An 11,655-nucleotide genomic window follows, 5' to 3' on the forward strand; every position below is an offset into this window, starting at 1 on the left:
CCGAGATCCGCATCGACACGATGCGCGCCTCGGGCGCCGGCGGCCAGCACGTCAATACCACCGACAGCGCCGTGCGCATCACCCATCTGCCCACGGGGATCGTGGTGACCTCCTCGGAGAAGTCGCAGCACCAGAACCGGGCGAAGGCGCTTCAGGTGCTGCGCGCGCGGCTCTACGACATCGAGCGGCGGAGGCGCGACGCCGAGCGGGCCGCCGACCGCAGGGATCAGGTCGGCAGCGGCGACCGCTCCGAGCGGATCCGCACCTATAATTTCCCGCAGGGCCGGGTGACCGACCACCGCATCGGCCTGACGCTCTACAAGCTCGACCAGATCCTGCAGGGCGATCTCGGCGAGGTGATCGACGCGCTGACCACCGCCGACCAGGCGAGCCGCCTCGCGGAACTCGACGCGTGACGCCCTCGGGCGTGCAGGCGGCGCTGAGCGAGACGGCGGCGCAGCTCAGGGCATCGGGCATCGCCGAGCCGGCGCGCGATGCGCGGCTCCTGCTCGCCGCGGCGCTCGGGATCGCGCCGGACCGGGTGACGCTGGCCCTGCGCGAGGACATGCCCGGGCCGGCGCAGGAGCGGCTGGCAGGGCTCCTCGCCGAGCGGCGGCGGTTTCGCCCCATGGCGCAGATCCTCGGCCATCGGCTGTTCTGGGGGCGCCGGTTCCGCGTCACCTCGGAGGTGCTCGACCCGCGCCCGGAAACCGAGACCCTGATCGAGGCGGCGCTGGCGGGCCGCCCGCCCGCGCGCGTCCTCGATCTCGGCACCGGAAGCGGGGCGATCCTGGTGACGCTGCTCGCCGAATGGCCCGGCGCCACCGGCACGGGCACCGATGTCAGCGAAAGGGCGCTGGAAGTCGCGGCCGCGAATGCCGCCGCGCATGGGGTGTCGGGCCGGGCGGAGTTCCGGCGCGCGGACTGGCTGGAGGGCCTCGCGGGGCGATACGATCTGGTGGTGAGCAATCCGCCCTACATCGCGCAGGCCGAGCTCGCCCGGCTCGCCCCGGAGGTGCGGGACTGGGAGCCGGCGCTGGCGCTCTCGCCCGGTCCCACCGGGCTCGAGAGCTACCGCAGCATCGCCGCGGGGCTCGGCGCCGCGCTTGCGCCCGGGGGGCGCGCGCTCTTCGAGATCGGTGCCGACCAGGGCGAGGGCGTGGCGGCGATCCTGCGCGCGGCGGGGTTCGGCACCATCGCGATTCGCCGCGATCTCGACGGGCGCGACCGCGTGATCGAGGTCCTGGCCAGATAAGTGCTTCATGCGCCGGGATTTGCGCTTGTCTTTTCCCGGGGCGAGGTTATAGACTCCCCGTGATCCAGCCAGATGCGTTCGATTTTTCCAATTGCCTCGCATGGCGGGTCCGACAAGTGCACAGACGCTTCGGGATGACGGTCGGGCGCGGTGACGCCGCTTCCCTCGATCCCGGCAAAGCCAAGAGAAATGGCGGAAACCCCTCGGCATGAGACCATCGAACAAGCAACGTTCCAGAAACAAGTCAGGCGGCGGCCACAGCAACCAGCGCCGCAGCATGGGCAACATCGTCAACCGCGTCTTCGAGAGCGCAGGGCCCGACGGCAAGGTGCGCGGCACGCCGCAGCAGATCATCGACAAGTACCAGGCGCTGGCGCGCGACGCGCAGGTCTCGGGCGACCGGGTGGCGGCGGAGAGCTTCCTGCAGCATTCCGAGCATTACAGCCGCATGCTCGGCGAGGCATTGCGCCAGCAGATGGAGCAGCGCTCCGCCCAGGAGCGCGAGGAAGGTTCGCGCGGCGAGGACCAGCGCAACGGCGAGGCCCGCGCCGAGGAGGGCGGCCGGAGGATCGACCAGCGTCTGGAGCCCTTCGAGGACCGGCCCCGGGCACAGCCCGCGGCCTCTTCCGGCTCGGCTTCGGGCATGGCGACCTTCGATGCCGACGACGAGCGCGAGGCGGACGGTGGGCTGATCGAGACGCCGGAGGGCCGCAGCGAGCCCCAGAAGGCGTCGGCGCCCCAGCCTGCCGCGCCGGAGCTCAACGGATCGGGGCATCCGGCCGCGGTCGCTGCGGAAGCCCCAGAGCCTCCGGCAGCTCCAGCGCGCCGGCCGCGGACGCGCCGCCGCGCCAAGGCCGAGGAGAGCGAGGGGCCGGCGCCTTCGGAGTGAGCCGGGGGGGCGGCCGTCGCCGGCAGGGGCGGTGTGCCTATCCTTCGTCGATGCGCCGGCTGAGCCGGCAGAAATCCTCGATGGAGAGCCGTTCGGCGCGTTCGGTCGGGGCAATCCCGGCCTCCGCGAGGCGCGTCTCGATGTCCGGGCCGAGCGATCGCAGGCTCGCGCGCAGCATCTTGCGGCGCTGGCCGAAGGCGAGGGCGACCACGCGCGAGAGCGTTGCGGGATCGGCCTCGAAGCGCGGCGCCTCGAGGCGGTCCATATGGACGACCGCGCTCGTCACCTTCGGCGGCGGCGTGAAGGCGCGGGGCGGGATCTCGAAGGCGATCCGCGGGGAGGCGCGCCATTGCGCGAGCACCGACAGCCGGCCATAGGCCTTGGACCCCGGCGCGGCGACGATGCGCTCGGCGACCTCCTTCTGGAACATCAGCGTCAGGCTCGACCAGAACGGCGGCCAGTGCTCCGGGGTGAGCCAGCGCACGAGAAGCTCGGTGCCGACATTGTAGGGCAGGTTCGCCACCACGCGGATGGGCGGCTGCAGATGCGCCGCCGGGTCGATGCGCAGCGCGTCGCCTTCGAGCACCGTCAGCCGCCCGGGAAAGGCCGCGGCGATCTCCGCCAGCGCCGGCAGGCAGCGGGCGTCGCGCTCGATGGCGACGACCTGGCGCGCGCCTTCGCAGAGCAACGCGCGGGTCAGGCCGCCCGGGCCGGGGCCGATCTCCAGCACGTCGCAGCGCCGCAGGTCGCCGGCGCGGCGCGCGATCCGTCCGGTCAGGTTGAGGTCCATCAGGAAGTTCTGGCCCAGCGCCTTGCGCGCGCTGAGCCCATGGGCGGCGATGACCTCGCGGAGCGGCGGCAGGCCGTCCGGGGCCGGGCTCACCGCCGCCCCGCCCGTCGAAGCCCGAGGTCCCGGGCCATGCGCAGGGCCGCGATCAGGCTCGACGGGCTGGCGCGCCCCTGGCCGGCGATGTCGTAGGCGGTGCCGTGATCGGGGGAGGTGCGCACGAAATCGAGCCCGAGGGTGACGTTGACGCCGCCGTCGAAATCCAGCGTCTTGAGCGGGATGAGCGCCTGGTCGTGGTACATGCAGACCGCCACGTCGTAGCCGGCGCGCGCGGCGGCATGAAAGAGCGTATCCGCGGAATGCGGGCCGGTGATCCGGAGGCCGTCGCCGCGGAGCCGGTCGAGCACCGGGGCGATCACGCGCGCCTCCTCCTCCCCCATCGCGCCGCCCTCGCCGGCGTGCGGATTGAGGCCCGCGACCGCGATCCGCGGCGCCGGCAGGCCGAAATCCCGCCTGAGCGCCTCATGGGTGATCCGCAGCGTCGCCGCGAGCAGATCCGGGCCGAGCGCGTCGGGCACGTCGCGGAGCGGGATGTGGATGGTGACCGGGACCACGCGCAGGGCCGGTGCGGCGAGCATCATCACCGCCAGCGGCGCGCCGGCGAGCGCGGCGAGGAATTCGGTATGGCCCGGGAAGGCGAAGCCCGCGCCCTCCTTCAGGGCCTTCTTGTTGATCGGATTGGTGCAGAGCGCGAGCGCCGCGCCCCCGCGCGCGAGGGCGGCACCCCGCGCGATGATCTCGACCACCGCGGCGGCGTTCTCGGGCTCCGGGCGGCCCGGCGCCCCGCGGCGGGGCAGGGGATGGTGCAGGACGGGCAGCCCGTGGGGCAGGGCGGCGGCGGCCTCCGCGGGGGCCGCGATCCGTCGCAGGGGAAGGCCGAGACCGCCCGCGAGATCCGCCATCTGGCCGGCATCGCCGATGAGGAAGAAGGGGATCTCGCCCGCGAGCGTCGCCCATGCCTTGAGCGCGATCTCGCCGCCGATGCCGGCGGGATCGCCGAGGGTGAGCGCGACGCTGCCGCTCATCGCTCGATGATGAGCGCGTCGGAGACGAGTTCCTGGAGGTAGCCCTGGCCGAAGGCGGTGATCCGGTCGTTGAAGAGCTTGGCTCGGAGGGCCTCGCGGCGTTCCTCCTCGGTCTGCTCGCTCGGCGGCGGCGCTTCCTGGCGCACCGAGACCAGCTTCAGGATCGCGACCCCGCCCGAGATCGGCATCGGCGGCGTGACCTGTCCCGGGCGCATCAGGAGGATCTGCGAGCGCATCGCCGCCGGCAGCTGGGCGGCGGGGATCGGCTCGATCAGCCCGTCCCGCTCGGCGGAGGAGCTGCGGCTGTAGCGGCGCGCCATTTCCGCGAAATTCGCGCCGCGGGCGAGGTCGGCATAGATGCGGTCGGCGAGCGCCAGGGTCTCGGGTTCGCCGCGCTCGGCGAAGGGGATGGCGATCTCGGCGAGCTGCACGACCTCGACCGGCGCGGTGGCCGAGAATTCCAGGGCCGCGTCGATATCCTCCTCGGTGGGGGATGCGCGGGCGCGGAACTGCGTGCCGACCACCTCGCGCCAGGAGATGCCCGCCTCGACGAAATCGTCCATGGTCTGCTGGTCGATGCCGCGCGATTCCAGCACCCGGTCGACGTCCTCGACAGTCAGCCCGCGGCCGGTGGCGAATTCCTCCTTGCCGGCCTCGATGGCGCCTTCCGGCAGCTCGATCCCGAGGGATTCCGCCGCCTGGATCTTCAGCCTGTCCTCGGTCAGCTGCTTAATGGCGAGCGCGCGCACGTCCCCCGGCGCGCCCAGCGCCTCGAGGAACATCATCCGCTGCTCGATGTCGTAGAAGGTGATGACGCCGTTGTTGACGGTATAGGCCGCGGCATAGGGATTGGCGGCGAGGGCCGGCCCGCCGGCCGTGGCCGTGCACAGGAACGCCAGAAGAATGATCATCCCGCGCATCGATCCGCTCCCGTCTCCGCTTGCCTACCCGAGACAGACCCGGGCCGGCCATGACCGGTCTTCCGAATCCCCCAGCCCGGCGAGGCTCACGTTGAATCCGATAGACGTCGAGGGCGGCACGTTATCCGATGACGTGAAGCGGCGCGAGACGGAAAGGTCGAATTCCGCGCATTGCGTGCCATAGGTGATGCCGGCGCCGGCGCGCAGGTTGCTGTCGCTCGCGATGTCGTAGCGCCAGAGGCCGCGCACCTCCCAGTTGGGATGGACCCGGTAGCGGGCATCGATGGAAAACTCGTTCGTTTCCGGCTGCGGCCCGAGGACCTCGTTGGAATCGTCCTCGGCGAAATAGACGTAGGAGGCGGCGAAATCGGCCCGGTCGCCGTCGTAGACCACGGCGAACTCGTTGCGGCGGAAGAGGAAATCGTCGCCGAAGAGCGCCTGGTCCGAGAGCGTCAGCCCCCAGGCGGTGGTGAGGGCGGCCGAGGCGACGTAGTCGGACCAGCGCCCGTCCAGTCCCGAATCCTCGGGAAACGACGTGTCGCCGTCGGCCCGCAGCACCCGCCCGGCGGTCAGGCCGAGCGACCAGCCCGACGGATCGTAGCGCGTGTAGCTGATCCCGAGGTTCGCGCGCAGCCCGGTCTCGTAGCGGTCGCGGCCCGGATACCGGTTGAGCACGAAGAGGTTGGTCGTGTCGAATTCCGGCAGCTGGCTGTCCTCGTTGGGGTTGTCGGTCTCGCCGATGATGTCGGAATAGACGATCTGCGCCATGGGCTCGACGACATGGTCCGCGCGGCCGGTCGTGCGCAGGAGCGGCCAGCGCAATTCGGTCGAGACGATCGGCGTCGCGCGCCCGATCACCCGCTCCGGCGTCGCGGGATCGTCCCAGACGCGGTAGAAGTCGAATTCGGTCGCCGCGACCGCATTGACGAGGAGGCCGTGGGCGAGGGTCCAGTCCCGCCGCCAGTCGGCGCCGCCGCCGGCGCGGAACATGTTGACGCCGGTCTGCCGCCAGACGCCGAGCGTGTCGAGATCGAGCCCGAGCCGCCCGCCGATGCCGGGCATCTCCACCAGCTGCCGGTAGGTGAAGTCGGGCAGGATGAAGGGAATGTTCTCGGTGTCCTCGTCCTCCCGCAGGCTCTGGAAGCCGATCATCCCGAGCTGCATGAAATCGTTCTCGCGCGTCCGCAGCATCCGCGCCTCGCTGGTGAGCCGGTCCGCGTCGGAATAGTCGTATTGCAGCAGGAAGCTCTGGTCGCTGACCAGGTTGATGTCGAAATCCGCGATGAAGCCCGAGAAGAGCGCAAAATCGCCGGTGGCGGTGAGGGCGCCGCGGCCGGCGCCGCTGTCGAGGCCGCTGGTGACCGCGAGCACGCCGGCGAGATCGAAGCCGCCGCTGGCGAAGCGGCGCCGATATTCCCCCTCGATGATCTGGGCGCCCTTGCTCGTCAGGAAGGGGGTCACGGTGGCGTCGGCGGAGGGGCCGAGCACCCGGTAATAGGGCAGCTTGAAGCCGAAGCCGTAGATGTCGGACTGGCTGAAGCCCGGCAGGAGGAAGCCGCTGGCCCGGCGCACCCTGGGGTCGGGAATGCTCATGCGCGGCAGGTAGCCGACCGGCAGGCCGAGCACCTCGACGGTGGCGTCCTCGAAATAGATCCTTTGCTCGAGGTCGTCGAGCGTCACCCGGGCCGCGCGCAATGCCCAGACCGGCGTGGCATCGCCCTCGCAGATCGTGCAGGAGCTCGCGACGGTCTGGTAGAGCGAGGTGAAGCGCCCGTCCTTGCGGCCGATCTCCGAGGCCGCCATCTGGAGCTGGTCGGCGATCAGGAGCCGCGCCCCCTGCACCAGCCCGGTGCGCAGGTCCGACGAGAGCGCGCCGGAATCGGCCAGGATCACGCTGCCCGAGGGATCGGCGAGGGTGATCGGCCCCTGGGCGCGGATCTCCTCGTTCCGCGCGTCGTAGACGATGCCGGCGGCGTGCAGGACGCGCCCCTCGTAGAGGATCTCGACCGCGCCCGATGCGGTCAGCGTCTCGGTCTCGGCATCGTAGTCGATCCGGTCCGCGACGAGGCTGGCCGGTGCGGATTGGGCGAGCAGGCGCGCGGAAGGCGGCACCCACAGGAGGCCGAGAAGCGCCAGTCCGAGCACCGAAGATCGTCCCAGACGCGCCAAGGGCCCTTCCCGCTTTCTGCCGCTCTCGTGTTATCCGTCTTCGAGGTGCAACAGCAAGCCCAAGGCGAGCAGGATCGCCGCGACCGGCGGCGTCCAGGCGGCGACGATCAGCGGGATCTGGCCCTGGGCCCCGAGCGTCTCGGAGAAGTCCTTGAGGAAGTAGAGCGAGAAGCCCGCGAGGATCGCGAGCAGGATCATCACGCCGGTCTGCCCGAAGCGGGTCGGCCGGAGCGCGAAGGCCGAGCCGATCAGCACCATCGCGGCGAAGAGCGCAGGCTTGGCGAGCTCGCTCTGGAGGAAGAGCCGGTGGCGCTGGCCGGAGAAGCCCGAATCCTCCATCTGCGAGATGAAGGCGCCGAGCGCCCAGAAGCCGACCATCTCGGGCCGCGAGAAGCTCTCGAGGATCTGCTCGCTCGTCAGCTCCGTCGGCAGTTCGATCCGGTCCCCGGACGCGATGCGGTCGAACCTCCCGTCCTCGGTCGCGACCCAGACCGTGGCGTCCTCGAGGATCCAGGCCCGGGCGCCCAGCCGCGCGGTCGGCGCGTCGATGCGCGCATAGAGCGTGCCGGCCGGGTCGAAGCGGTAGAGCCGGACCTGGCTCAGGACCGAGCCGTCGGCATTGCCGCGCTCCGCCTGGATCACGGTCTGGCCGGTCTCGCCCTGGGTGTCGGCCTGGCGAAGCCAGATGCCGTCGCTGGAGAAGGAGAGCATCGAGGCGTCCACGTGGCGGAATTCGTCGCCGAGCGCGAGGCCGCGCTTGATCGAGGCGGCGACGAAGGGATTGACCACGCCCACGAAGACCACGCCGAGGACCAGCGAGGCGAGCACCGGGATCGCGATCAGGCGCAGGGCGGACACGCCGGCGGCACGGATCACCACGAGCTCGCTTGTGCGCGCGAAGCGCAGGAAGGTCAGGAGGCTCGCCAGCATGAGCACCAGCGGAAAGACCTGGTAGAGCGCCTCCGGCGCCTGGAGGAGCGTGATGCTCACGATGTTGCCGGTCGAGGCATCGGTTTCCCCGAAGCGCCGCAGGTTCTCCACGAAGGCGAAGAGCGACAGGATGAAGGCGATGACCGCGAAGACGATCAGGACCGCCCGCAGGAACCCGCGCAGGATGTAGCGCCAGAGCGTCATGGCGTGGCGGCCCGCCACAATCTGCGCCGGCTGCGGCTCAGCCAGCGCAGGAGCGCGGCGATATAGGCGATCCCGAGCGCATGGGGGATGTACATCAGCGGCCATTGCCCGGGGCTGGCCTGCACGCGCTCGCGGAGCAGGAAGAGCAGCACCTGGATCGTGGCGGCGACGGCGATCGCCACGATGACGCGGCGCCCGAAGCCGCTGCGCCGGTAGCCGCCGGCGAGCAGCGTCACCAGCGCGATCATCGGATAGAGCATCGCGAGCAGCGGCATGGTCAGCTTGTAATGGCCCTCCGAGACGAAATCGCCGCGGCTGTGCCTGCCCGATGCCAGCATCGCCTCGGTCGGTGCCAGCAGGTCGGTCACGGCGTATTCGGAAGGCCGGGGGATGCGGGTCATCTCGGCCCGCACCAGTTCGCTGAGGTCGAAGACGAATTGCTCGAACCGCACGGAATTGAGGTTGCGCCCGCTGCCGTCGGGGGTCAGGGCGATGCCGTCCACCATGACGAGCCGCGCCTCGTCGCCCTCGCGCAGGAGCATGGCGCGCTCGGCCGAATAGGTGACGATCCGCTCCGGGTCGCGCTGGTCGTTGAGGAAGACGCCCGCCATCTCGCCCGCGCGGCTCGTGTCGTCGATGAAGAGCGTCAGCCCGGTCAGCGGATGGATGAACTGCCGCTCGACGATCAGGGCATTGGCGAGGTCGGAGCGGATCGCCTGGCTGCGGTCGGCCAGCGTGCGCCCGGCCACCGGCAGGATGACGATCATGACGAGCGCGAGCGTGGCGGCGATCGCGGCGCCGAAGATCGCGGTGGGGCGAAGCAGTCCCAGAGGCCCGAGCCCCGAGGTCATCATCACGATCAGCTCGGAATCGGTGTAGAGCTTGTTGAGCGCGTAGAGCGCCGCCCCCATGCCCGAGAGCGGCAGCACGATCACGAGGACCTGGGGCAGGACCAGCGCCGAGAATTCGATGAAGACGCGCGCGCTCTGGCCGCTGGCGATGACGGTATCGATCAGCCGCACCGCCTGGGTCAGCCAGACGACGCCCGTGAAGACCAGCACGAAGAAGCCGAAGGCCCCCGCCAGCTGCCTCAGGATATAGCGATCCAGTCTGTTCACGCGCGCCCTTCGTGCCGATGGCCCCGGCCCGTATGGCCAAGCGACCGGAAAGGCGCTAGGCCTCGTCGGCATCCGGCAAGCCTAATGGAGATGTCCGTGACAGCGCCACTCAAAACCGTCTTCACCGAAATGGACGCGGCCGGGCTTGCGGCCCTGGAGGGCAGGATCGCGGTGCTCGTCGCGCCCGACGGCGCGATGGATGCCATGGCCCGGCGGCTGGACCGGCTGTCGCGGGGCGCGCTCGGCCGGCTGGTGGCGGGCGAGGCCTTCGGGAAGGCCAAGCCGGGCAGCGGCCATGTCATCGCCTTTCCGGCGGGGCTCGCGGCCGAGGCGGTGCAGGTGGTCAAGCTGGCGCGGCGGCCGAGCGCGGAGGATGCGCGGCGCGCCGGCGCCGCGATCGCGGGCTTCAACGGCTCGGCTCCGCTGACGGTGCTCGCGGCGGCGCAGGCGAAGACTGCCGAGCTGGTGCTCGGCCTCCTCCTGCGCGCCTATGATTTCACCGAACACCGCTCGCCGGACCCCGAGGCCGCCCCTCCCAATCGGAGCGTGACGGTGGTGGTGCGGGACGCGGCGAAGGCGGAGGCGGAATTCGCGCCGCTGGCGGCCCAGATCGCGGGCGTCTTCTTCACCCGGGATCTGACGAACGAGCCGGCGAACGTGCTCGGCACGGTCGAATTCGCCGAAAGGCTTTCGGCCCTCGCCGAGCTCGGCCTCTCCGTGGAGGTGCTGGAGGAGGACGCGCTGGAACGCCTGGGCATGCGCACCCTGCTGGCGGTGGGCATGGGTTCCGAGAGCCCGTCGAAGGTCGTGGTCATGCAATGGCGCGGCGGCGGCGATGCCGCGCCGCTGGCGCTCGTCGGGAAGGGCGTGGTCTTCGATAGCGGCGGCGTCTCGATCAAGCCCGCGCAGGGCATGGAAGAGATGACCATGGACATGGGCGGCGCCGGGGTCGTGGCGGGCGTGATGAAGACGCTGGCGCTGCGCAAGGCTCCCGCCAACGTGGTCGGGCTCGTGGGGCTGGTGGAGAACATGCTCGACGGGCGGGCGCAGCGGCCCGGCGACGTGGTGCGCTCCATGAAGGGCGATACCGTCGAGGTGATCAACACCGATGCCGAGGGGCGCCTGGTGCTGGCCGATGTGCTCTGGTACGCGCAGCAGCGCTTCGAGCCGCGGGCGATCGTCGATCTCGCGACCCTGACCGGGGCGATCGTCATCGCGCTCGGCCACGAGAAGGCGGGGGTCTTCTCCAACGACGATGCGCTCGCCACGGCGTTCCTCGCCGCGGCCGGGGCGGAGGGCGAGGGCGCCTGGCGCATGCCGCTGGCGCCGGCCTACGACAAGCTGCTCAAGAGCCGGATCGCGGACATGGCCAATGTCGGGGGGCGCCCCGCCGGGGCGGTGACCGCGGCGCAGTTCCTCCAGCGCTTCGTGAAGGACGGGCTGCCCTGGATGCATCTCGACATCGCGGGCGTGGCGAGCCTGGGCAAGGATTCGGAGCTCGCGCCCCGGGGGGCGACCGGCTGGGGCGTGCGCGCGCTCGACCGCCTGATCCGGGACCGTTTCGAGGGCTGATCCGGTTGGCCGAGGTCCTCTTCTACCACCTGACCGCGACGCCGCTCGACCGAACCCTGCCGGACCTGCTCGAGAAATCCCTGGCGCGGGGCTGGCGGGTCCTGCTGCGCTGCGGCACGCAGGAGGGGCTCGCCGCGCTCGATCGCGCGCTCTGGGCCTATCGCGACGATTCCTTCCTGCCGCACGGCCCGGCCAGCGCGGCGGATCCCGACCGCCAGCCGGTGCTGCTGACGCTCGGCGCGGAGAACGCCAATGCGGCCGAGGTGCTGATGCTGGTGGAGGGGGCGAGGGCGACGGTGGCGGAGATGTCCAGCTTCTTTCGCGTCTGCCTGCTTTTCGACGGCGGCGATGCGGCGGCGGTCGAGGCGGCCCGCGCGGTCTGGCGCGAGGTCGCGGCGGCGGGACTGACGGCGGTCTACTGGGCGCAGGAGGATGCGCGCTGGGTGCGGAAAGCCGTCGCCGGCGGGTGAGATTCCGCTTGTCAATACGGAAAATGCTGCGATGCTTGCATAGGCGAAAAAATTCCTATGCGGGGGGAATAATCGTCTCGGACGTGCGTTGTCATGGTTAATCGCATTCGGCTCCTCCGGTTGCGATGAACGCGTCAGGGGTGTGTTGTATGAGTTTCGACCTTCTTCGGACTTCGCAGGCGGAGAGCGGCCCGGCCTATCGTATCGGCCGGGGTTCTGCCGATCTGCCGTTCAGGGTCAGGTCCTGTGTCGGGCC

General features: G+C 70.8%; 11 protein-coding genes. 5 read left to right on the top strand and 6 right to left on the bottom strand.

What is annotated here, in order from left to right; all coding sequences use genetic code 11:
* The 3 genes from V7050_RS12365 to V7050_RS12375 all read left to right on the top strand — a co-directional run.
* Positions 1–416, top strand: a 416-nt coding sequence (locus V7050_RS12365; RefSeq protein ID WP_324410601.1) for a peptide chain release factor-like protein, incomplete at its 5' end; no start/stop codon positions are given.
* Positions 413–1,255, top strand: coding sequence for a peptide chain release factor N(5)-glutamine methyltransferase (prmC, locus tag V7050_RS12370; protein WP_324368507.1), 843 nt, complete (start codon positions 413–415; stop codon positions 1,253–1,255). The genes V7050_RS12365 and prmC, both read left to right, overlap by 4 nt.
* 208 nt (positions 1,256–1,463) lie before the next feature.
* Complete coding sequence (locus V7050_RS12375) at positions 1,464–2,144, top strand: DUF4167 domain-containing protein (protein WP_324368509.1); 681 nt, start codon at positions 1,464–1,466, stop codon at positions 2,142–2,144.
* A gap of 37 nt (positions 2,145–2,181) precedes the next feature.
* On the opposite strand, the gene rsmA is transcribed toward V7050_RS12375, so the two are convergent.
* Genes rsmA through V7050_RS12405 form a run of 6 tightly spaced genes read right to left on the bottom strand, consistent with a single transcriptional unit; the run spans position 2,182 to position 9,357 of the window.
* Complete coding sequence (gene rsmA, locus V7050_RS12380; RefSeq protein ID WP_324368511.1) at positions 2,182–3,027, bottom strand: 16S rRNA (adenine(1518)-N(6)/adenine(1519)-N(6))-dimethyltransferase RsmA; 846 nt, start codon at positions 3,025–3,027, stop codon at positions 2,182–2,184.
* A complete protein-coding gene (pdxA, locus tag V7050_RS12385; protein WP_324374975.1) occupies positions 3,024–4,016 on the bottom strand; it encodes a 4-hydroxythreonine-4-phosphate dehydrogenase PdxA in 993 nt (330 codons plus the stop codon). Before pdxA ends, rsmA begins: the two co-directional genes overlap by 4 nt.
* A complete protein-coding gene (locus V7050_RS12390) occupies positions 4,013–4,936 on the bottom strand; it encodes a peptidylprolyl isomerase (RefSeq protein WP_324370611.1) in 924 nt (307 codons plus the stop codon). Before V7050_RS12390 ends, pdxA begins: the two co-directional genes overlap by 4 nt.
* Before the next feature lie 24 nt (positions 4,937–4,960).
* The gene (locus tag V7050_RS12395; RefSeq protein WP_324374977.1) at positions 4,961–7,105 is read right to left on the bottom strand and encodes an LPS-assembly protein LptD; all 2,145 of its coding nucleotides are present in this window, start codon (positions 7,103–7,105) and stop codon (positions 4,961–4,963) included.
* A gap of 30 nt (positions 7,106–7,135) precedes the next feature.
* Positions 7,136–8,239 (bottom strand): LPS export ABC transporter permease LptG, encoded by a 1,104-nt coding sequence (gene lptG, locus V7050_RS12400; protein WP_324369971.1) that lies wholly within the window; start codon positions 8,237–8,239, stop codon positions 7,136–7,138.
* The gene (locus V7050_RS12405; RefSeq protein WP_324369973.1) at positions 8,236–9,357 is read right to left on the bottom strand and encodes an LptF/LptG family permease; all 1,122 of its coding nucleotides are present in this window, start codon (positions 9,355–9,357) and stop codon (positions 8,236–8,238) included. The genes lptG and V7050_RS12405 overlap by 4 nt, the downstream gene beginning before the upstream one ends.
* 90 nt (positions 9,358–9,447) lie before the next feature.
* Here V7050_RS12405 and V7050_RS12410 point away from each other — a divergent pair, with 90 nt between their 5' ends.
* Together V7050_RS12410 and V7050_RS12415 are read left to right on the top strand one after the other, a co-directional pair.
* Complete coding sequence (locus tag V7050_RS12410; protein ID WP_324369975.1) at positions 9,448–10,929, top strand: leucyl aminopeptidase; 1,482 nt, start codon at positions 9,448–9,450, stop codon at positions 10,927–10,929.
* Positions 10,930–10,934: 5 nt separating this feature from the next.
* Positions 10,935–11,399, top strand: coding sequence for a DNA polymerase III subunit chi (locus V7050_RS12415; RefSeq protein ID WP_324374979.1), 465 nt, complete (start codon positions 10,935–10,937; stop codon positions 11,397–11,399).
* Positions 11,400–11,655: the final 256 nt, after the last annotated feature.

This window comes from Amaricoccus sp. (assembly GCF_036846665.1).
Classification (GTDB): Bacteria; Pseudomonadota; Alphaproteobacteria; order Rhodobacterales; family Rhodobacteraceae; genus Amaricoccus.

Excerpts from the sequence above, each read along its gene's own strand:
- V7050_RS12390 (WP_324370611.1), bottom strand. The coding sequence starts at position 4,936 with ATGCGCGGGATGATCATTCTTCTGGCGTTCCTGTGCACGGCCACGGCC.
- lptG (WP_324369971.1), bottom strand. The coding sequence starts at position 8,239 with ATGACGCTCTGGCGCTACATCCTGCGCGGGTTCCTGCGGGCGGTCCTG.
- pdxA (WP_324374975.1), bottom strand. The coding sequence starts at position 4,016 with ATGAGCGGCAGCGTCGCGCTCACCCTCGGCGATCCCGCCGGCATCGGC.
- V7050_RS12410 (WP_324369975.1), top strand. The coding sequence starts at position 9,448 with ATGTCCGTGACAGCGCCACTCAAAACCGTCTTCACCGAAATGGACGCG.
- V7050_RS12375 (WP_324368509.1), top strand. The coding sequence starts at position 1,464 with ATGAGACCATCGAACAAGCAACGTTCCAGAAACAAGTCAGGCGGCGGC.